Genomic DNA, 19,570 nt, shown 5'->3' with positions numbered 1-19,570 from the left:
GTCGAAGCAGCGTTCGACGATGCGCCCGAGCGTTTTCGACCGGCAACGTTTCGCGCCGCGTATTGGTCGTGCAGCCGTCCAGCAAACGGTTTTGCACACGATGCGCAGGCAGCGCGGCCTCGCCGGCCCGTATCCGAGAATACGCAGAAACCTTTTCCGACAGCGATATCGCCGTGCGTCTGACCTCGATAAAACTCGCTGGCTTCAAGTCCTTCGTCGATCCCACGCATTTCCAGGTTCCGGGCCAACTCGTTGGCGTCGTCGGACCGAATGGCTGTGGTAAATCCAACATCATCGACGCCGTGCGCTGGGTGCTCGGCGAGTCGCGCGCTTCCGAGCTGCGCGGCGAATCGATGCAGGACGTGATCTTCAACGGCTCGACCGCGCGCAAGCCCGGCAGCCGGGCCAGCGTCGAACTGATCTTCGACAACGCCGACGGACGCGCCGCCGGCCAGTGGAGCACCTACGCCGAGATCGCCGTGAAGCGCGTGCTCACGCGCGACGGCACCTCCAGCTACTACATCAACAATCTGCCGGCACGCCGCCGCGACATCCAGGACATCTTCCTCGGCACGGGCCTTGGGCCGCGCGCCTACGCGATCATCGGGCAGGGCATGATCGCGCGGATCATCGAGGCGAAGCCGGAAGAACTGCGCGTGTTCCTCGAAGAAGCCGCGGGCGTCTCGAAATACAAGGAACGCCGCCGCGAGACCGAGAATCGTCTTCACGACACGCGCGAGAACCTGACGCGGGTCGAGGATATCGTCCGCGAGTTGAGCGCGAATCTCGAAAAGCTCGAAGCGCAGGCGGTGGTTGCGACCAAATACAAGCAGTTGCAAGCCGATGGCGAGGAAAAGCAGCGCTTGCTGTGGCTTCTGCGCAAGAACGAGGCGGGCAGCGAGTCCGAGCGCCAGCAACGGGCGATCGGCGAGGCGCAGGTCGAACTGGAAGCGCAGACGGCTCGCTTGCGCGAGGTCGAAGCGCAACTGGAAACGCTGCGCGTCGCGCACTACAGCGCGAGCGACGCGATGCAGGGCGCGCAAGGTTCGCTGTATGAAGCGAATGCCGAGGTGAGCCGGCTCGAAGCGGAGATCAAGTTCATCGTCGAATCGCGCAACCGCGTGCAGGCGCAAATCGCCGCGTTGAGCGCGCAGCGCGACCAGTGGCAGATGCAGGCCGAAAAGGCGCGCGGCGAGATCGAGGACGCTCAGGAAGCGCTCGCGATCGGCGAGGAAAAAGCCGCCGTTGCAGAGGAAACCGCGGCGGCGAAGCAGGACGAACTGCCCGCGCTCGAAGCGCGTTTCCGCGATGCGCAAACACAGTTGAACGAGGAGCGCGGCGGGATCGCGCAGACCGAGCAGGCGCTCAAGTTGGAAGCCGCGCATCAGCGCAATGCCGACCAGCAATTGCAGCAACTGCAGCAGCGCCACGAACGTTTGAAAACCGAGGCGGGCGGGCTCGACGCGCCCGACGAGGCGCAGCTCGAAGAAATGCGGATGCAACTCGCCGAGCACGAGGAAATTCTTGGCGAGGCGCAGGCGCGTCTCGCGGATGCACAGGAAAGCGTACCGCGTCTCGACGGCGAACGCCGCGCCGCGCAGGAGCGCGTGCAGGCGGAAAGCGCGCAGATTCATCAACTGGAAGCGCGGCTTGCCGCGTTGAAGCAGTTGCAGGAGAACGTGCAGACCGAGGGCAAGATCCAGCCGTGGCTCGATAAGCACGAACTGGGCGGCTTGCCGCGTCTCTGGAAGAAGCTGCACGTCGAAGCGGGTTGGGAAACGGCGCTCGAAGCTGTGCTGCGCGAGCGGCTCGCCGCGCTGGAAGTATCGAATCTGGATTGGGTCAAGGCGTTCGCCACCGACGCGCCGCCCGCAAAACTCGCGTTCTACGCGCCGCCGGCCGCCGGCCGTCGGGCGGAATCCGCAGCGGGCTTGCGGACGCTGCTGTCGCTGGTGCGGATCGACGATCCGGGCCTGCGTGCCGTGCTGAACGACTGGCTCGGCGCGGTGTACGTCGCCGACGACCTCGCACAGGCGCTCGCCGCGCGTGCGCAACTGGCCGATGGCGCGGCGTTTGTCGTCAAGGCCGGTCATGTCGTGACGCGGGTTGGCGTGCAGTTATACGCCGCCGATTCCGAACAGGCCGGCATGCTCGCGCGCCAGCAGGAAATCGAGAATCTGACGCGGCAGGTGCGCGCACAGGCGCTCCTCGCCGATGAAGCCAAGGCCGCCGCCGTGCGCGCCGAAGCCGCGCACACGCAGGGCGCGCACGCGCTCGCCGACGCCCGCGCCGCCGCCGAGCGCGCGACCCAGCGCGTTCACGCGCTGCAAATGGACGTGCTCAAGCTCGCGCAGGCGCACGAGCGCTACACGCAGCGCAGCACGCAGATTCGCGAGGAACTCGAAGAAATCACTGCGCAGATCGAGGAACAGCGCGCGTTGCGGGCGGAGTCGGAGGCGAATTTCGAGCGCCACGACGGCGAACTCGCCGAATTGCAGGCGCGTTTCGAAGATCACCAACTTGCCTTCGAGGCACTCGACGAATCGCTCACGGCCGCGCGCCAGGAAGCGCGCGATCTCGAACGCGCGGCCACCGACGCGAGTTTCGCGGTGCGCGGGCTGGCGGCGAAGATCGAGGAATACAAGCGCAATATCGAGACGGCGCAGGACCAGAGCGAACGCGTCGCGGGTGCGCTGGAAGACGCGCGCGCCGAACTCGAAACCATCAACGAGCAGACGGCGCATACCGGCTTGCAGGACGCGCTTGAAGTGCGCAGCGCGCGGGAAGAGGCGCTGCAGTCGGCGCGGATCGAACTCGACGATCTCACCGCGCGTCTGCGTCAGTGCGACGAAATGCGGCTGATGGCGGAACGTTCGCTGCAGCCGCTGCGCGACCGCATCAACGAGTTGCAGTTGAAGGAGCAGGCCGCGCGCATCAGCGGCGAGCAGTTCGTCGAGCAGTTGCAGGCGGCGGGTGTCGACGAAGCCGAATTGCAGGCGAAACTCACGCCGGATCTGAAGCCGTCCTATTTGCAGGGCGAAGTGACGCGGCTGAACAACGCGATTGCGGCGCTCGGTCCCGTGAACATGGCGGCGCTCGACGAACTCGCGACCGCCAGCGAGCGCAAGCTGTTCCTCGACGCGCAATCGGCCGATCTGAACAGCGCCATCGGCACGCTGGAAGACGCGATCCACAAGATCGACCAGGAAACGCGCGCTTTGCTGCAAGGCACCTTCGACGAGGTGAACCATCATTTCGGCGAACTGTTCCCGCGTCTGTTCGGCGGCGGGCAGGCGAAGCTCATCATGACCGGCGACGAAATTCTCGACTCCGGCGTGCAGGTGATGGCGCAGCCGCCGGGCAAAAAGAATTCGACCATTCATCTGCTGTCGGGCGGCGAGAAGGCGCTGACGGCCACCGCGCTCGTGTTCGCGATGTTCCAGTTGAATCCGGCCCCGTTCTGCTTGCTGGACGAAGTGGACGCGCCACTCGACGACGCCAATACCGAGCGTTTCGCCAATCTCGTGCGGGCTATGTCGGAAAAGACACAGTTCCTTTTCATCTCGCACAACAAGATTGCAATGGAGATGGCGCAGCAGCTGATCGGTGTGACGATGCAGGAACAGGGTGTATCGCGGATTGTGGCCGTGGACATGGAATCCGCCGCCGGTTTCGCCCAGAATGCGAGCTAGGGCGCAATCGCGGCCCGCATGAAAACGAACGTGGATCGGCCGGCCGGCCGGTCCTGACGCGCCTTTGTCGCGGAGCCGGGCACGTATGTCGTGTTTCCGGCTGATCGCGCGGCGCACTTGCAACTAAAAGAATGATGGAGCGTGCATGGACGAGTTGACACTCGGTTTGATCGGAGCGGGCGCCGTGGTGGTGGGCGGCGTCGTGGTGTACAACGCGTGGCAAGGCGCCAAGGTGCGCCGCCGGATGCCGCGCCCGATGCCCGACGAGGCGGCCGACACGCTCGCGCGTCAGGACGCCGACGAGGAGCATCCGTTTATCGAGCCGGTGCGTCCGACCACCCGCCGCGAGCCGGCCATGAGCGAGGCCGACAGCGAGGGCCAGTCGGCCGAGTCGCGGGTCGAGCCGAGTTTCGGTGGTGCGCCGATGCCGGGCGTGGCGCCCGCCGACACCGCCGTCGATATTCAGGCGGAAGCGACCTCGGTGAATGGCGACGCGATCGCCGAAGAAGATGCGCAAGAACCCGTTCTGCCGGCCGCGACGACCATTTCGTCGGCGCCGCCCGCGATCGTCGACGGGCGGATCGACTGCATCGTGCCGATCCGGCTCAACGCGCCGCTTGCCGGCGACAAGCTGATCCCGTTCGCGCAGAAATTGCGCCGCGCGGGCAGCAAGCCCGTGAATATCGAAGGCAAGCCGGAAGGCGAAACCACCTGGGAACTGCTCAAGAACGGCGCGCGCTACGAGGAACTGCGCGCCGCCGCTCAGCTCGCAAACCGTAGCGGGCCGCTGAACGAACTCGAATTTTCGGAGTTCGTGACGGGCACGCAGCGTTTCGCCGACGCCATCGACGGCGCGCCGGAATTTCCCGACATGCTGGAAACCGTCGGCATGGCGCGCGAACTCGACGCGTTCGCGGCCCAGTGCGACGCCCAGCTGTCGATCAACATCCTCTCCGACGGCGCACCGTGGTCGGCGAACTACGTGCAGGCCGTGGCCTCGCAGGACGGCCTGCTGCTCTCGCGCGACGGCACCCGCTTCGTCAAGCTGGACGCGCGCCAGAACCCGGTCTTCATGCTTCAGTTCGGCGACACCAACTTCCTGCGCGACGACCTGACCTACAAGGGCGGCCAGATGATCACGCTCGTGCTCGACGTGCCGGTCGCCGACGAAGACATCCTGCCGTTCCGCCTGATGTGCGACTACGCAAAATCGCTGTCCGAGCGGATCGGCGCGCGCGTCGTGGACGACCAGCGGCGGCCGCTGCCGGAGTCCGCGCTGCTCGCGATCGAAAAGCAGTTGATGACGCTTTACGCCAAGCTCGAACAGGCCGGCATTCCGGCGGGATCGCCCGCGACGCGGCGGCTCTTCAGCCAGTAAGCGCGCCCCGCGCTACGTTCGACCAGCATGCCGTAAAACGCGGCGCAGCGGCATCGTCCATTCGGCCGATGCCGCATCCGATCGCGCGATGCTACGATTTGCCGGTCTTTCTGAGACAATCGAACGACCGGATTGCTCTTAGTCCGACGCCCTTATTCAACGTCTTTCCCGACCACGCATGTCCGCCAAATCCAAAGCTGAAGCTGCCGCCATTGCCACGTCCGCCGCGCCGGTGCCGAGTGCAGATCGGCCGGCCGAGCGCGCGGCCTGGTTGCGCTCGGAACTGGAGCGCGCGAACTACGCTTACTACGTGCTCGACCAGCCGGATCTGCCGGACGCCGAATACGACACGCTCTTCAAAGAGTTGCAGCGGATCGAAGGCGATCATCCGGAACTCGTCACGCCCGAATCGCCGACGCAGCGTGTCGGGGGCCAGGTGGCCCAAGGCTTCGAACCGGTCGTGCACGACGTGCCGATGCTGTCGCTGAACAACGGTTTCGCCGACGAAGACATCCTTGCATTCGACAAACGCGTGTCGGATGCGCTCGGTCACGCCGACGTCGATTACGCGTGCGAGCTGAAATTCGACGGCCTCGCCATTTCGCTACGCTATGAGGACGGCCGCTTCGTACAGGCGGCGACTCGCGGCGACGGCGCGACCGGCGAGAACGTTACGGAAAACGTCCGCACGATCCGCTCGATCCCGCTGAAACTGAAGGGCAAGAACATTCCGAAGCGCATCGACGTGCGCGGCGAAGTGCTGATGTTCAAGCGCGACTTCGACCGGCTGAACGCCCGTCAGCGCGACGCCGAGCAGCGCGAATTCGCGAATCCGCGCAACGCGGCCGCGGGCAGCCTCCGGCAACTCGACCCGAAAATGACTGCGCAGCGGCCGCTATCCTTCTTCGCCTACGGTATCGGCATGCTGGAAGGCGCGGAGATGCCGGAGACGCATTCGGGCCTGCTCGATTGGTATCGCGACATGGGTTTGCCGGTCAACGGCGAGCGCGCGGTCGTGCAGGGCGCCGAGGGTTTGCTCGATTTTTTCCGGAAGACGGGCGAGAAGCGCGACGGCTTGCCTTACGACATCGACGGCGTCGTGTACAAGGTGAATCCGCGCGACGAGCAGGACAAACTCGGATTCGTCTCGCGTGCGCCGCGTTTTGCGCTGGCGCACAAGTTTCCGGCGCAAGAAGCATTGACGGAATTGCTCGCGATCGACGTGCAGGTCGGCCGGACGGGCGCGATCACGCCGGTGGCGCGCCTGGCGCCGGTGTTCGTCGGCGGGGCGACGGTCACGAACGCAACGCTGCACAACGAAGACGAAGTACGGCGCAAGGACATCCGGATCGGCGATACGGTGATCGTGCGGCGCGCGGGCGATGTGATTCCGGAGGTCGTCGGCGCAATTCTGGACCGGCGTCCGGACGATGCCCGCGAATTCGTGATGCCGACCGAGTGTCCGGTGTGCGGATCGGCGATCGAGCGGCTGCCCGATGAAATCATCGCGCGCTGCACGGGCGGGCTGATCTGTCCGGCGCAACGCAAACAGGCGCTGTGGCATTTCGCGCAGCGGCGCGCGCTCGATATCGACGGGCTGGGCGAAAAGATCATCGATCAACTGGTCGAGCAGAACATTGTGCGCACGCCCGCAGACCTTTTCAGTCTCGGCGTCGCAAAATTGGCTGCGCTGGACCGTTTCGCGGATAAATCGGCGCAGAACCTGTACGAATCGCTCGAAAAGGCGCGCACGACGACGTTGCCGCGCTTCTTGTACGCGCTCGGCATCCGTCACGTCGGCGAGTCCACGGCGAAAGATCTCGCGAAGCATTTCGGCTCGCTCGACCCGATCATCGCCGCCACCACCGAGGAATTGCTGGAGGTGAACGACGTCGGGCCGGTCGTAGCCGAATCGATTCATAACTTTTTCAGCGAGGCGCACAACCAGCTCGTGATCGAGCAGTTGCGGCTGAAGGTAAGCTGGCCCGAGGGACCGCCCGCGCCGAAAGCGCCGCAGGGCGCGCTCGCGGGCAAAACCGTGGTGCTGACGGGTACGCTGCCCAATCTTTCGCGCGAAACCGCGAAGGAAATGCTCGAGGCGGCGGGCGCCAAGGTGGCGGGTTCGGTGTCGAAGAAAACCGATTACGTGGTGGCGGGCGCGGACGCGGGCAGCAAGCTCACGAAAGCCGAGGAACTCGGCGTGCCGGTGCTCGACGAAGACGGCATGCGCAAGATACTGGAGGGCACAACCCCATGATTCGCGAAATTCTGAAGATGGGCGATCCGCGGCTGTTGCGTATCGCCGAGCCGGTTGCTCACTTCGATACACCCGAGCTGCATGCGCTCGTGCAGGACATGTTCGACACGATGCGCGACGCGAACGGCGCGGGGCTGGCCGCGCCGCAGATCGGCGTGGATTTGCAGGTGGTGATTTTCGGTTTCGGGCAGAACGCGCGTTATCCGGATGCGCCGTCGGTGCCGGAAACCGTGCTGATCAACCCGATCGTCACGCCGGTTTCGCACGACATGGAAGAGGGCTGGGAAGGCTGTCTTTCCGTGCCGGGCTTGCGCGGCGCGGTCCAGCGCTATTCGATGATCCGCTACCAGGGCTTCGACCAGTTCGGCGGGCCGATTGAACGGCTCGCCGAGGGCTTTCACGCGCGCGTCGTGCAGCACGAGTGCGATCACCTGATCGGCAAGCTGTACCCGATGCGGCTGACCGACTTTTCGAAATTCGGCTTCACCGAGGTGCTGTTCCCCGGACTCGATCCCAACACGGACGACTGATCCGGGTCGCGCCCGCGACGGCGCTTTAAAGCACTAGAACCTCACCGAAAGGCCGCGCCATCGCGGCCTTTCGTGCCTTCCGGCTCAGACAACCGCTCAGGCGAACGACTTTTTCGTGCCGTTCGGATGCTCTTGGCGGAACAGCGCGACATGCTCCGGATTCGCCGACGCCTGCAGACGTCCGTCCGGCAGGCGCGCGATCACGACCTCGCCGACGCCCGGGCTCATCACCACAACTTCATCGCGCAGGGCGAGGAGTGCGTCGAGGCGTCGTCGTCCACTGACGATTTCGAGGCCGGTTTTCGTTTCGCGAACAATGATCTCAACTGACATGGCGGTTTTCCCCGTTAGCTTGGCGCAGATACGTGCGACCGGTGCGGTAAAAAGCACGTACACCTGCCTATCGGTCATGTGTCATATTTTCTTTAGCCAAAATTCGGCCAAAAAAAATCGACGCCCACGGACAGGGCCGTGGGCGTCGATTTTTGAGCCGAGCGTTGTATCGATACGACGCTCGGACGATCAGAACGCTTCGTCTGCGCTCAGATAGCGCCACTGACCCGGCGGCAGCGCGCCGAGCGTCACATGGCCCATGCGGATCCGTTTCAGGCCGACCACTTCCAAGCCGACAAGCTCGCACATGCGGCGAATCTGGCGCTTTTTGCCTTCGCGAAGCACGAAGCGCAATTGCTCGCCGTTTTGCCAGCTTACTTGCGCGGTTTTGAGCGGAACGTCGTCGAGTTCCAGACCGTGACGCAGCAGCGCGAGGCTTTCAGCAGGGAAATGCTGATCGATGTCCGTCTCGCGCTCGCCAAACTTAACGCGTACGAGATATTCCTTGTCCACGTCGGAATGGCCGCCGATCAACGTTTTCGCGATACGGCCGTCCTGCGTCAAAACGAGCAGGCCGGTCGAATCGATATCCAGACGGCCCGCCGGCGCGAGCGTGCGCAGGTGATTGGGCGCGAAACGGATGCCGGATTGATCGTCGGCCCAATGGTTTGCTGGCGTGATGAGCGTGACGGCGGGCTGATAGCCGTCTTCGGCCTGGCCGGAAACGTAGCCGACCGGCTTGTTGATCAGGATCGTCACGAGCCGCGCCTGTTCGCTGCGCGCGGCGGGCAGGATTTCGATGTTCTGATCCGGACGGATTCGGGTGCCGAGCGTATCGATTGTTTCGCCATCGACCAGCACCCAGCCCTTTTCGATCCACTCATCGGCTTCGCGACGCGAGCAGAGGCCGAGTTCCGACATAACCTTCGAGAGGCGCACGAGCCCTTCGTCGCCGGCGCGCGCGATGGCCGGACGGCTGGGCGTGCTGGTGTCGGCAGCGGAACTCGGCTTGGCGGGTTTGGCGCGCGCGGGTTTGCGATCGTTGCGGTCGCCTTGCGGCGGACGCGGACCACGGTCGTTGCGATCGCCAAACGAAGGACGCGGCCCACGATCCCCACGCTCGCTGAACGACGGACGCGGACCGCGCGGGCCAGCGGCGTCGTCGCGCGGCTTGAAGGGACGGCGTTCGTCGCTCGCGGGCCGATCACCACGCGGTGCGGGGCGGTCGCCTTGAGACGGACGCGGCCCACGGTCGTTGCGATCCCCAAACGACGGACGCGGACCACGATCTCCACGCTCGCTAAACGAGGGACGCGGACCGCGCGGGCCAGCGGCGTCGTCGCGCGGCTTGAAGGGACGGCGTTCGTCGCTCGCGGGCCGATCACCACGCGGTGCGGGGCGGTCGCCTTGGGACGGACGCGGACCGCGGTCGTTACGATCCCCAAACGAAGGCCGCGGACCACGATCTCCACGCTCGCCAAACGACGGACGCGGACCGCGCGGGCCAGCGGAGTCGTCGCGCGGCTTGAAGGGACGGCGTTCGTCGCTCGCGGGCCGATCACCACGCGGAGCGGGGCGGTCGCCTTGCGGCGGACGCGGACCACGGTCGTTGCGATCGCCAAACGACGGACGCGGACCACGATCTCCACGCTCGCCAAACGACGGACGCGGGCCGCGCGGGCCAGCGGAATCGTCGCGCGGCTTGAAGGGACGGCGTTCGTCGCTCGCGGGCCGATCACCACGCGGTGCGGGGCGGTCGCCTTGGGACGGACGCGGACCACGGTCGTTGCGATCGCCAAACGAGGGGCGCGGACCACGATCCCCACGCTCGCTAAACGAGGGACGCGGACCGCGCGGGCCAGCGGCGTCGTCGCGCGGTTTGAAGGGACGGCGTTCGTCGCTCGTGGGCCGATCACCACGCGGTGCGGGGCGGTCGCCTTGGGACGGACGCGGACCACGGTCGTTGCGATCGCCAAACGAGGGACGCGGACCACGATCTCCACGCTCGCTGAACGACGGACGCGGCCCACGCGGACCCGCTGACTCATCGCGTGCTTTGAAAGGCCGGCGCTCCTTACCCGCCGGCTTATCGCCTGCCGGGCGCGCCGGCCGTTCGCCCGCGGGCATTTCCGCGCGCACGGGTTTCCGTCCGGCGGCGCTGCCGGAACGGACGGGGGAGCGCGCCGGCGTGGCCGGGCGCGGATGTTTGGCTGTCAGTTTGACGCGCATAAATTCTCAGGCTGCGATCGCGCGCAGCAGTTCGGTTTCGACCTGGATCTGGGTCTTGTTGCTGGAAAGCCCGCGGCCGTCGAGCAGAAACACGTCTTCGACGCGTTCGCCGAGCGTGTTGATCCGCGCCGCATGGACGCCGATCCGGTGTTGGGCCAAGACCCGCGCGATCGAATAAAGGAGGCCCTGCCGGTCGTTCGCCGACACGGACAGGATGTAGTACTGGCCGCGCTCGTCGGGACGCAAATCCACGCGCGGGGTGATCGGAAAAGTGCGGACTAGTCTCGAAACACGCCCCTTCGACGGCTCGGGCAAGATGCGCTCGGCGGTGAGCAACGTGCTGAGCTGCTGTTCGACAAGATTCGCAATGTCGCGATAATGCCCGTCATGGTCAGGATGCGCGACAAGAAAATTGTCGAGCGCGTAGCCGTGCTGGGTCGTCGTCACGCGCGCATCGAGCACGGACAGGCCGTTTTTATCGAAGTACGCGCAGATTCCGGCGAACAGGTCCGGCCGGTCCTGCACATAGACCAGCACCTGCAAACCCGCGCCGATAGGCGACGGCCGCGCGCGCACGATCGGCGCGTCGCTCTCGACGTGCTTGTAGAGCACGCGCGTCTGCCATGCGATATCGGCGGCGTCGTGACGCAAAAAATAGCCGACGTCGAGTTTGTCCCAGAGCGCCCGTTCCGCGTGTTCCGGCACCGTTTCGAGCCGCAGCAGCGCCAGCGCTTCGTGCTGACGCGACTTGAGTTCGGAGGTTGCATCGGGCGCGGCGCCGCCGAGCACGGCGCGCGTCGCACGGAAAAGATCTTCCAGCAGCTTGCCTTTCCAGTTGTTCCAGACCTTCGGGCTGGTGCCGCGAATATCGGCGACGGTCAGCAAATAGAGCGCGGTCAGGCGCCGCTCGGTCTTGACCATCGACGCGAATTGCTTGATGACGTCGGGGTCGCTCGTGTCCTGCTTTTGGGCGACCTGGCTCATCGTCAGATGCTGTTCGACCAGCCACACGACCAACGCGCTGTCCTCCGCGCCGAGGTCGTGCTCGCGGCAGAAGCGGCGGGCGTCGGCCATGCCGAGCGTCGAGTGGTCGCCGCCGCGGCCCTTTGCAATATCGTGAAAGAGCGCGGCCACATACAGAACCCACGGACGCTCGAAATTGCCCATCAACTGGCTGCAAAACGGATATTCGTGCGCCAGTTCCGCAATCGCGAACCGGCGCAGATTCCGCAGCACCATGAGAATGTGCTGATCGACGGTATAGACGTGATACAGATCGTGCTGCATCTGTCCGACGATCCGCCGGAAATTCAGCAGATAACGCCCGAGCACGCTGGTCTGGTTCATCAAACGCAGCGCGTGCGTGATGCCCTCCGGCTGCTTCAGGATATCCATGAAAAGCCGGCGATTTTCGGGATCGCGCCGCCATTCGCGGTCCATGACTTCGCGCGCGTTGTAGAGCGCGCGCAAAGTGCGCGCCGAAAGTCCTTTCACGCCGCGCGTTTGTTCGTAGAGCAGAAACGCCTCGAGGATGGCGTTCGGCTCGCGCTCGAACACATCGTCACGTGCGATTTCGAGCATGCCCTGCTTCTCGACAAAGCGCCCGGAGATCACGCGCGTAATGCCGCTCGTCGACGGGAAAAGTTGCGCCTCGACGTTCTGGATCAGGATGGTCGCCAGTTGCGTGACCGCCTTTGCCGCCCAGTAATAACGCCGCATCAGTTGTTCGCTGGCGCGCTTGGTCGCGGTCGCCTTGTAGCCGAAACTCTCGGCGAGCGCCGTCTGCAGGTCGAAAACGAGAATGTCCTGGCGACGTTTCGCGATCACATGAAGACGCGCGCGCAGCGTTTTCAGGAACATCTCATTGCGCCGCAGTTCGCGCGCTTCGCGCTCGGAAATCAGGCCGCGCGCGTCAAGTTCGCGCCAGCTGCTGCCGAATCCGGCGGCGCGCGTGATCCACAGAATCAGTTGCAAATCGCGCAAACCGCCCGGACTTTCCTTGATATTCGGTTCGAGGCTGTACGGCGTGTCCTGGAACTTGGCGTGACGCTGGCGCATTTCCAGCACTTTCGCCTGGAAGAAGGCACGCGGATCGAGCGCGTCCAGATAACGCCGCGAAAATTCGTTGAAAAGGGCGCTGTTGCCGCAGATTTGACGGGCTTCCAGCAGCGAAGTCTGCACGGTAACGTCGTTGCTCGCTTCGTCGAGACATTGCGAGGTCGAACGCACGCTGCTGCCGATTTCCAGCCCGAGATCCCACGCCATCCCGATAAACCGCTCGATCCGCGCGTTGAGCGCCGCGTGAGCGTTTTCGTTCGCGCTCTCGGTATCCGGCAGCAATACGAGAATATCGACGTCGGAATGCGGCGCAAGCTCGCCGCGCCCATACCCGCCGACCGCGACCAGCGCCGCCGACACCGGCATCTCGCACTGGACCCACGCGCCGCGCAACGCCTCGTCGGTGGCGAGCGCGAGCGCGTGCATCGGCGAATCGACGTTGGATGCGCGCTGGAAGCGTTCCAGCAGCGCGGCCTTCGCCGACTTGTAGGTGGCTTTCAGCGAGTCACAGGGCGGGGCGACGGCGGTTACGCTCATGGGCGGACGAGGTCAGTGAACTGAAACGGATGGAGCAGCCAAATCAAGCAAAAGCGAAAGCGACAGCGAAAGCGACAGCGAAAGCGGAAGCGGAAGCGGAAGCGCGCGCGCCGTGCCGGGGCACGGCGCGAACCGGAATCACGCCGTGGCGGAAATCAGCGGCGAACGCGCGGGCGTTCCCGCCGACACGGTCAGCACGTCGTAACCCGTCGGCGTGACCAGCACCGTGTGCTCCCACTGCGCGGACAGACTGCGGTCGCGCGTCTTGACGGTCCACTGGTCGGGCATCGTGCGGATATCGCGGCGGCCGGCGTTGATCATCGGCTCGACGGTGAAGATCATGCCGGCTTCCAGTTCCAGTCCCGTGCCGGGACGCCCGTAATGCAGCACCTGCGGCTCTTCGTGAAATACCGTGCCGATGCCGTGGCCGCAATATTCGCGCACCACGCTGTAACCCTGCGCTTCGGCGTGCTTCTGGATGGCGTGGCCGATATCGCCCAAGCGCGCGCCCGGACGCACCTGGTCGATGCCGAGCCACATGCAGTCGAACGTGGTCTGCACAAGGCGCTTCGCCAGAATCGACCCTTCGCCGACGATGAACATCCGGCTCGTATCGCCGAAATAACCGTTCTTGATGACCGTGACGTCGATATTCAGCGCATCGCCGTTTTTCAGCGTCTTGTCGCCGGGAATGCCGTGGCAAATGACGTCGTTGAGCGAAATGCAGGTCGCTTTCGGATACGGCGGGTAGCCAGGCGGCTGGTAATTGAGCGGCGCGGGAACGGTGCCCTGTTCCTTCACCATGTATTCGTGGCAAAGCCGGTCGAGCTCGCCGGTAGCCACGCCTGCGACGATGTGCGGCGTAATGAAGTCGAGCACTTCGCTGGCGAGCCGGCAGGCGACGCGCATCTGCGCGATATCGTGTTCGTTTTTCAGCGTAATGGACATGACTTGGATCGAAGAAGCGGGCTGGATCGCCCGGATGGCGCATGGACTGGCGTGCGGGCCGGGAAGCCCTGACGACGCACCTAAGCGAGCATTATCGCACCTTCGACGCACCGCCGCACCCGGCCGGACCGTCAACGCGAACGCCGGCGCGGCGCGGGCGCAAATGCGCTGGTAGCGCTCAGACGCCGTCGCGGAGACGAAGGGTAGAATGCGCCGACCTTCTCAGTAGACGAATTGCCCATGGCTTGACCAGCGCGGTCGTAGGCGCGAGTTTCGGCCACGTGCGCAGCTTGAGTGCATATCGATGCCCGTGCTATACTCTTTGGCTAAGTCTGTAACAGGTTTGAAGGCGCTGTACGTCTCCCAGACCTTTCACTGACTTGACTCGCAAGCCGGCGCACCCAGGGTGTCCGGCGTCGCGGCTTCCCCGGATAACGTGGAGAAGCGCGTCGCCGGATGCGGCAGCCGGCTTAAGACCCAACCCTCGCGGAGAATTTTCATGGCAGTTACCATGCGTCAAATGCTGGAAGCCGGTGTCCACTTCGGTCACCAAACGCGCTTCTGGAACCCGAAGATGGCCCCGTTCATTTTCGGTCATCGCAACAAGATTCACATCATCAACCTCGAAAAGACGCTGCCGATGTACAACGACGCACTGAAGTACGTGCGTCAACTGGCAGCTAATCGCGGCACGATCCTGTTTGTCGGCACGAAGCGTCAATCGCGCGACACGGTGGCTGAAGAAGCGCAGCGCGCTGGCATGCCGTTCGTGAACGCACGCTGGCTCGGCGGCATGCTGACCAACTTCAAGACGCTGAAAGTATCGATCAAGCGCCTGAAAGACATGGAAGCAGCGCTGGAATCGGGTGAAACCGAGCGCATGAGCAAGAAAGAAGCGCTCTTGTTCGAACGCGAAATGACGAAGCTGGTCAAGTCGATCGGCGGCGTGAAAGACATGGGCGGCATTCCGGACGCGATCTTCGTCGTGGACGTCGGCTACCACAAGATTGCCGTGACCGAAGCCAAGAAGCTTGGTATTCCGGTTATCGCCGTGGTCGACACGAACCACTCGCCGGAAGGCATCGACTACGTCATCCCGGGTAACGACGACGCCAGCAAGGCTGTCGCGCTGTACACGCAAGGCGTGGCCGACGCGATCCTGGAAGGCCGTGCTAGCGCGGTGAACGAAGTCGTGCAAGCTGCGCGTGGCGGCGAAGGCGACGAGTTCGTCGAGGTCAACGCAGAGGCGTAATAAGCCCTCTCGTCCGGCAAAAAAGGGGGCTTTGCGAAAGGCCCCTTTTTTTTAAGCCCGGTTTGGCGATATCAGGCGGTATCCGATATCGCCGGCGTGCGGATTCCGGCACGCCGATCAACCCAATTCTTGCCGCGGCGTTCTCCCGAATGCCGTCGGCGCGTGTGAAAACACAGACTCAAGGAGCGAATGATGGCGGCAATTACCGCAAGCATGGTGGCAGAACTGCGCGCAAAGACCGACGCGCCGATGATGGAATGCAAAAAGGCGCTGACGGAAGCCGAAGGCGACATGGACCGTGCCGAAGAACTGCTGCGCGTGAAGCTCGGCAACAAGGCGAGCAAGGCGGCATCGCGCGTGACGGCTGAAGGCATCGTGACGACGCATATCGAAGGCGGTGTGGGCGCGCTGGTCGAACTGAACTGCGAAACCGACTTCGTCGCGAAGAACGACGACTTCCTGGCATTCGGCAAGACGGCCGCTGAACTCGTCGCGAAGCACAACCCGGCTGATGTCGCGGCGCTCGGCGCATTGCCGCTGGAAAGCTCGACGGTCGACGCAGTGCGTCTCGCGCTGGTCGGCAAGATCGGCGAAAACGTCTCGATCCGCCGTTTCGTGCGCTTCGAAACCAGCAACAAGCTGGCTTCGTACCTGCACGGCACGCGTATCGGCGTGCTGGTCGAATTCACGGGCGCGGACGAGCAGGTCGGCAAGGATGTCGCGATGCACGTCGCCGCGATGAAGCCGGTTTCGTTGTCGTCGAAGGAAGTGCCGGCCGAATTGATCGCGAAGGAACGCAGCATCGCCGAGCAGAAGGCCGCCGAATCGGGCAAGCCGGCTGAAATCGTCGCGAAGATGGTGGAAGGCACCATCCAGAAGTATCTGAAGGAAGTCTCGCTGCTCGACCAGACGTTCGTTAAGAACGACAAGCAGACGATCGAACAGATGTTGAAGGCAGCGAACGCGTCGGTACAAAAGTTCGCACTGTTCGTGGTCGGCGAAGGCATTGAAAAGCGTCAGGACGACTTCGCAGCCGAAGTCGCCGCGCAAGTCGCTGCTGCAAAGCAAGGCTAAGTCTCAATGTAAACGGCGCGCCCTTTTTGCAAAGGCGCGCCGTTTGCGCATCAAAAAAGCGGTAAAAGTAATCAGGCGATTAACGCGACGGGACATTCGTCCCGGCGTCTAGCGGCGCGCAGACCGGGATAGAGTGGAGTGATATAGGGTTAACCCTGATTAGCTTCGTGACCTATCCCATATGGCATGCTTGCCGTAAATATCGTTTCACCCCTACAGTTCTACGTTGTTGCAACTCCCCTCGGCGCGATCGGAACCTCATATGCCCACAGCCTACAAACGCGTACTCCTCAAACTCTCCGGCGAAGCTCTGATGGGCGACGATGCCTTCGGCATCAATCGCGCGACAATCGAAAGGATGGTGGCAGACATCGCGGAAGTGGTGCGCATGGGAACCCAGCTTGCGGTCGTGATCGGCGGCGGCAACATCTTCCGCGGTGTCGCGGGCGGTGCGGCCGGCATGGACCGTGCGACTGCCGACTACATGGGCATGCTCGCCACGATGATGAACGCCCTGGCGCTCCAGGACGCAATGCGTCACGCGGGCATCGAAGCGCGCGTGCAGTCGGCGCTGCGCATGGACCAGGTCGTCGAACCGTACATCCGCCCGCGCGCGATTCGCCAGCTCGAAGAAGGCCGGGTCGTCATTTTCGCGGCCGGCACGGGTAACCCGTTCTTCACCACCGACACCGCCGCCGCATTGCGCGGGTCGGAAGTCGGCGCCGAAGTCGTGCTAAAAGCGACCAAGGTGGACGGCGTTTATTCCGCCGATCCGAAGAAAGATCCGACGGCCACGCGTTACAGCACGATCAGCTTCGACGAAGCGATCGGCCGCAATCTGCAGGTGATGGACGCGACGGCCTTCGCGCTGTGCCGCGACCAGAAGCTGCCGATCCGCGTGTTTTCGATCAACAAGCCGGGCGCGCTCAAGCGCATTGTCCAGGGCGACGACGAAGGCACGCTCGTCCACGTGTAACATCTCGCGCTGACGGGCACGGCGCCGCCCCGACGGGCCCGCGCCGGGAACGCCCGCATCGCGAGCAACCAAGGTTCGGAGGTTTAAATGAGTGTGGCTGACATTAAAAAGGGCGTCGACCAGAAGATGCAGCGGTCGATCGAGGCGTTCAAGAGCGACCTCGCCAAGATCCGCACGGGTCGCGCCCATACCGGTTTGCTCGATCATATCCAGGTCGATTACTACGGCTCCAGCGTGCCCATTTCCCAGGTCGCGAACATGACGCTCGTCGATGCGCGCACGATCGGCGTTCAGGCGTGGGAAAAGAAAATGGTGCCGGTCATCGAAAAGGCGATCCGCGATTCGGATCTCGGCCTGAATCCCGCCAATCAGGGCGACCTGATCCGCGTTCCGATGCCTGCGCTGACCGAGGAACGCCGCCGCGAACTCACGAAAGTCGTGAAGAGCGAAGGCGAAACGGCCAAGATCGCCGTGCGCAACCTGCGCCGCGATGCCAACGAACAGCTCAAGAAGCTGACGAAGGACAAGGAAATCTCCGAGGACGACGAGCGCCGTGCGAGCGACGACGTCCAGAAACTCACCGACAAATTCGTCGCGGAAATCGACAAGCTGGTTCAGTCGAAAGAAGCCGAAATCATGACGGTTTAAGATCGCTACCGATCTTTTAAGTCGCGCTGGCGCTTCACTTTGTCGATTATTTGATTCAGCGGCCATGACCTATACCAGCTCTACCGTTCGCGTGCCCGATGTCGCCGCTGTGCCGCGCCATATCGCGATCATCATGGACGGCAATGGCCGTTGGGCGACGCAGCGGCGCCTGCCGCGCGTCGCCGGTCACACGCGCGGCGTCGATGCCGTGCGCGCGACCGTCGAAAGTTGCGCGCGTCGCGGCGTCCAATACGTCACGCTGTTCGCATTCAGTTCCGAGAACTGGCGTCGTCCCACCGAGGAAGTCTCGTTTCTCATGCGTCTGTTCGTCACGGCGCTGGAACGCGAAATCGGCCGTTTGCACGCAAACGGCATCCGTCTGCGCGTGGTCGGCGATACCTCGATGTTCGACGAGCGCATTCGCGCGCTGATCCAGCGCGCCGAGACCAAAACGGCGCGCAACACGCGTCTCACGCTGACCATCGCGGCCAATTACGGCGGCCGCTGGGACATCATGCAGGCGACCCGCAAGCTCGCCGAGCAGTCGGCGGAACAGGGGCGCGCGGTCGAGGTGAGCGAGGAATCGTTCGCCCAGCATCTCGCGATGGCCTACGCGCCGGAGCCGGATCTCTTCATTCGCACCGGCGGCGAGCAGCGCATCAGCAATTTTCTGCTGTGGCAACTTGCCTACACCGAATTTTATTTCACCGATATCTACTGGCCCGATTTCGATGCCGACGCTTTGTCGCGTGCGATCGAATCGTATGGCGAGCGCGAACGCCGCTTCGGGCGCACGAGCGCACAACTGGAAAATCAGACGCAGAAGGTCGATTCCCTTTCATGCTAAAGACCCGTGTCATCACGGCAATCGTGCTACTGGCTGTTCTTCTGCCGATCACGTTGTTCGCGCCGGTCGGTGCATTTGGAGCGCTGATTGCGTTCGTCGTGGTGTTCGCGGCCTGGGAATGGGCGCGGCTGCTCAATTTCGGCGGCGCGGGGCCGGTGGTTTATGCGCTGATCGCGGCACTGGCATTGGTCGGAAGTAATTACTTCGGCATGGCGCCGCGTGCGCTGTTTCAGGCCGCAGCCATCTTCTGGGTGCTCGCCGGTCCTTTTGCGCTGGCCCGCAAACCCACGCTGGGCGCGGGTGCGTGGCGCATTTTCCTCGCGGTGGCCGGCGTCGTCGTGTTTGTCGCGTGCTGGCATGCGCTGGTCGCGGCCCGTACCGTGGGCGTGCCTTTCGTCCTCTCGCTTCTCCTAGTCGTCTGGCTCGCCGACATAGGCGCATACTTCGCCGGAAAAGCTTTCGGCCGCCACAAGCTCGCGCCGTCGATCAGCCCCGGCAAAACGCGCGAGGGTGCGGCGGGCGGCTGGGCGGCGGTGCTGGTCGTCGGTGCGATCGCGGCGGCTACGCAAGTTTTTGCGCCGACGGTGTTCTCGGCCTTCGTGGAACATCTCGGCTGGTTCAAAGCGTTTATCGCGCTCACGGTGCTGGTCGCGTTCAGCGTGATCGGCGATCTGTTCGAGTCGCTCCTGAAGCGCCAGGCGGGCGTCAAGGATTCGAGCGGTCTCCTGCCGGGTCATGGCGGCGTTCTCGACCGCATCGACGCGCTGTTGCCTGTATTGCCGATTGCACTGTTGCTGCTCGGCTAAAGAAG

The 19,570-nt window shown here is 63.9% G+C and carries 14 protein-coding genes; 10 read left to right on the top strand and 4 right to left on the bottom strand.

Annotated elements, in window-relative coordinates:
* Positions 1 to 173 precede the first annotated feature (173 nt).
* The 4 genes from smc (at position 174) to def (ending at position 7,857) form a co-directional block, all read left to right on the top strand.
* Complete coding sequence (gene smc / locus AC3D25_RS09555) at positions 174 to 3,692, top strand: chromosome segregation protein SMC (protein WP_488888172.1); 3,519 nt, start codon at positions 174 to 176, stop codon at positions 3,690 to 3,692.
* A 145-nt stretch (positions 3,693 to 3,837) separates the two neighbouring features.
* Positions 3,838 to 5,070, top strand: a complete 1,233-nt coding sequence (locus AC3D25_RS09550) for a cell division protein ZipA C-terminal FtsZ-binding domain-containing protein (RefSeq protein ID WP_488888171.1) — start codon at positions 3,838 to 3,840, stop codon at positions 5,068 to 5,070.
* A 178-nt stretch (positions 5,071 to 5,248) separates the two neighbouring features.
* Positions 5,249 to 7,327: an NAD-dependent DNA ligase LigA gene (ligA, locus tag AC3D25_RS09545; RefSeq protein ID WP_488888170.1), complete on the top strand. Its 2,079-nt coding sequence runs from the start codon at positions 5,249 to 5,251 to the stop codon at positions 7,325 to 7,327.
* A complete protein-coding gene (def, locus tag AC3D25_RS09540) occupies positions 7,324 to 7,857 on the top strand; it encodes a peptide deformylase (protein WP_488888169.1) in 534 nt (177 codons plus the stop codon). Before ligA ends, def begins: the two co-directional genes overlap by 4 nt.
* 96 nt (positions 7,858 to 7,953) lie before the next feature.
* Here def and AC3D25_RS09535 read toward each other — a convergent pair whose 3' ends face one another.
* From AC3D25_RS09535 to map, 4 genes are all read right to left on the bottom strand, one after another.
* Complete coding sequence (locus tag AC3D25_RS09535) at positions 7,954 to 8,190, bottom strand: hypothetical protein (RefSeq protein WP_488888168.1); 237 nt, start codon at positions 8,188 to 8,190, stop codon at positions 7,954 to 7,956.
* A gap of 189 nt (positions 8,191 to 8,379) precedes the next feature.
* Entirely contained in the window at positions 8,380 to 10,419 is a 2,040-nt protein-coding gene (locus AC3D25_RS09530; RefSeq protein ID WP_488888167.1) for a pseudouridine synthase, read from the bottom strand.
* Positions 10,420 to 10,425: 6 nt separating this feature from the next.
* Positions 10,426 to 13,014 (bottom strand): [protein-PII] uridylyltransferase, encoded by a 2,589-nt coding sequence (locus AC3D25_RS09525; protein WP_488888166.1) that lies wholly within the window; start codon positions 13,012 to 13,014, stop codon positions 10,426 to 10,428.
* Between the two features lie 138 nt (positions 13,015 to 13,152).
* Complete coding sequence (gene map / locus AC3D25_RS09520) at positions 13,153 to 13,962, bottom strand: type I methionyl aminopeptidase (protein WP_488888165.1); 810 nt, start codon at positions 13,960 to 13,962, stop codon at positions 13,153 to 13,155.
* A gap of 499 nt (positions 13,963 to 14,461) precedes the next feature.
* On the opposite strand from map, the gene rpsB reads away from it, so the two are divergent.
* From rpsB to AC3D25_RS09490, 6 genes are all read left to right on the top strand, one after another.
* Positions 14,462 to 15,214, top strand: a complete 753-nt coding sequence (rpsB, locus tag AC3D25_RS09515) for a 30S ribosomal protein S2 (RefSeq protein ID WP_488888164.1) — start codon at positions 14,462 to 14,464, stop codon at positions 15,212 to 15,214.
* A 192-nt stretch (positions 15,215 to 15,406) separates the two neighbouring features.
* Complete coding sequence (tsf, locus tag AC3D25_RS09510) at positions 15,407 to 16,288, top strand: translation elongation factor Ts (RefSeq protein ID WP_488889651.1); 882 nt, start codon at positions 15,407 to 15,409, stop codon at positions 16,286 to 16,288.
* Positions 16,289 to 16,550: 262 nt separating this feature from the next.
* Positions 16,551 to 17,264, top strand: coding sequence for a UMP kinase (pyrH, locus tag AC3D25_RS09505; protein ID WP_488888163.1), 714 nt, complete (start codon positions 16,551 to 16,553; stop codon positions 17,262 to 17,264).
* An 87-nt stretch (positions 17,265 to 17,351) separates the two neighbouring features.
* Complete coding sequence (gene frr / locus AC3D25_RS09500; protein ID WP_488888162.1) at positions 17,352 to 17,912, top strand: ribosome recycling factor; 561 nt, start codon at positions 17,352 to 17,354, stop codon at positions 17,910 to 17,912.
* A gap of 64 nt (positions 17,913 to 17,976) precedes the next feature.
* A complete protein-coding gene (uppS, locus tag AC3D25_RS09495; protein ID WP_488888161.1) occupies positions 17,977 to 18,759 on the top strand; it encodes an undecaprenyl pyrophosphate synthase in 783 nt (260 codons plus the stop codon).
* A complete protein-coding gene (locus tag AC3D25_RS09490) occupies positions 18,753 to 19,565 on the top strand; it encodes a phosphatidate cytidylyltransferase (protein ID WP_488888160.1) in 813 nt (270 codons plus the stop codon). Before uppS ends, AC3D25_RS09490 begins: the two co-directional genes overlap by 7 nt.
* The last annotated feature ends 5 nt before the right edge of the window (positions 19,566 to 19,570 follow it).

Source organism: Caballeronia sp. SL1002, from assembly GCF_057814995.1.
The sequence above is the reverse complement of the archived record's forward strand: the minus strand, read 5'-3'. Positions and strand labels throughout refer to the sequence as shown.

Excerpts from the sequence above, each read along its gene's own strand:
- AC3D25_RS09550 (WP_488888171.1), top strand. The coding sequence starts at position 3,838 with ATGGACGAGTTGACACTCGGTTTGATCGGAGCGGGCGCCGTGGTGGTG.
- ligA (WP_488888170.1), top strand. The coding sequence starts at position 5,249 with ATGTCCGCCAAATCCAAAGCTGAAGCTGCCGCCATTGCCACGTCCGCC.
- def (WP_488888169.1), top strand. The coding sequence starts at position 7,324 with ATGATTCGCGAAATTCTGAAGATGGGCGATCCGCGGCTGTTGCGTATC.
- AC3D25_RS09535 (WP_488888168.1), bottom strand. The coding sequence starts at position 8,190 with ATGTCAGTTGAGATCATTGTTCGCGAAACGAAAACCGGCCTCGAAATC.
- AC3D25_RS09530 (WP_488888167.1), bottom strand. The coding sequence starts at position 10,419 with ATGCGCGTCAAACTGACAGCCAAACATCCGCGCCCGGCCACGCCGGCG.
- AC3D25_RS09525 (WP_488888166.1), bottom strand. The coding sequence starts at position 13,014 with ATGAGCGTAACCGCCGTCGCCCCGCCCTGTGACTCGCTGAAAGCCACC.
- map (WP_488888165.1), bottom strand. The coding sequence starts at position 13,962 with ATGTCCATTACGCTGAAAAACGAACACGATATCGCGCAGATGCGCGTC.
- rpsB (WP_488888164.1), top strand. The coding sequence starts at position 14,462 with ATGGCAGTTACCATGCGTCAAATGCTGGAAGCCGGTGTCCACTTCGGT.
- tsf (WP_488889651.1), top strand. The coding sequence starts at position 15,407 with ATGGCGGCAATTACCGCAAGCATGGTGGCAGAACTGCGCGCAAAGACC.
- pyrH (WP_488888163.1), top strand. The coding sequence starts at position 16,551 with ATGCCCACAGCCTACAAACGCGTACTCCTCAAACTCTCCGGCGAAGCT.
- frr (WP_488888162.1), top strand. The coding sequence starts at position 17,352 with ATGAGTGTGGCTGACATTAAAAAGGGCGTCGACCAGAAGATGCAGCGG.
- uppS (WP_488888161.1), top strand. The coding sequence starts at position 17,977 with ATGACCTATACCAGCTCTACCGTTCGCGTGCCCGATGTCGCCGCTGTG.
- AC3D25_RS09490 (WP_488888160.1), top strand. The coding sequence starts at position 18,753 with ATGCTAAAGACCCGTGTCATCACGGCAATCGTGCTACTGGCTGTTCTT.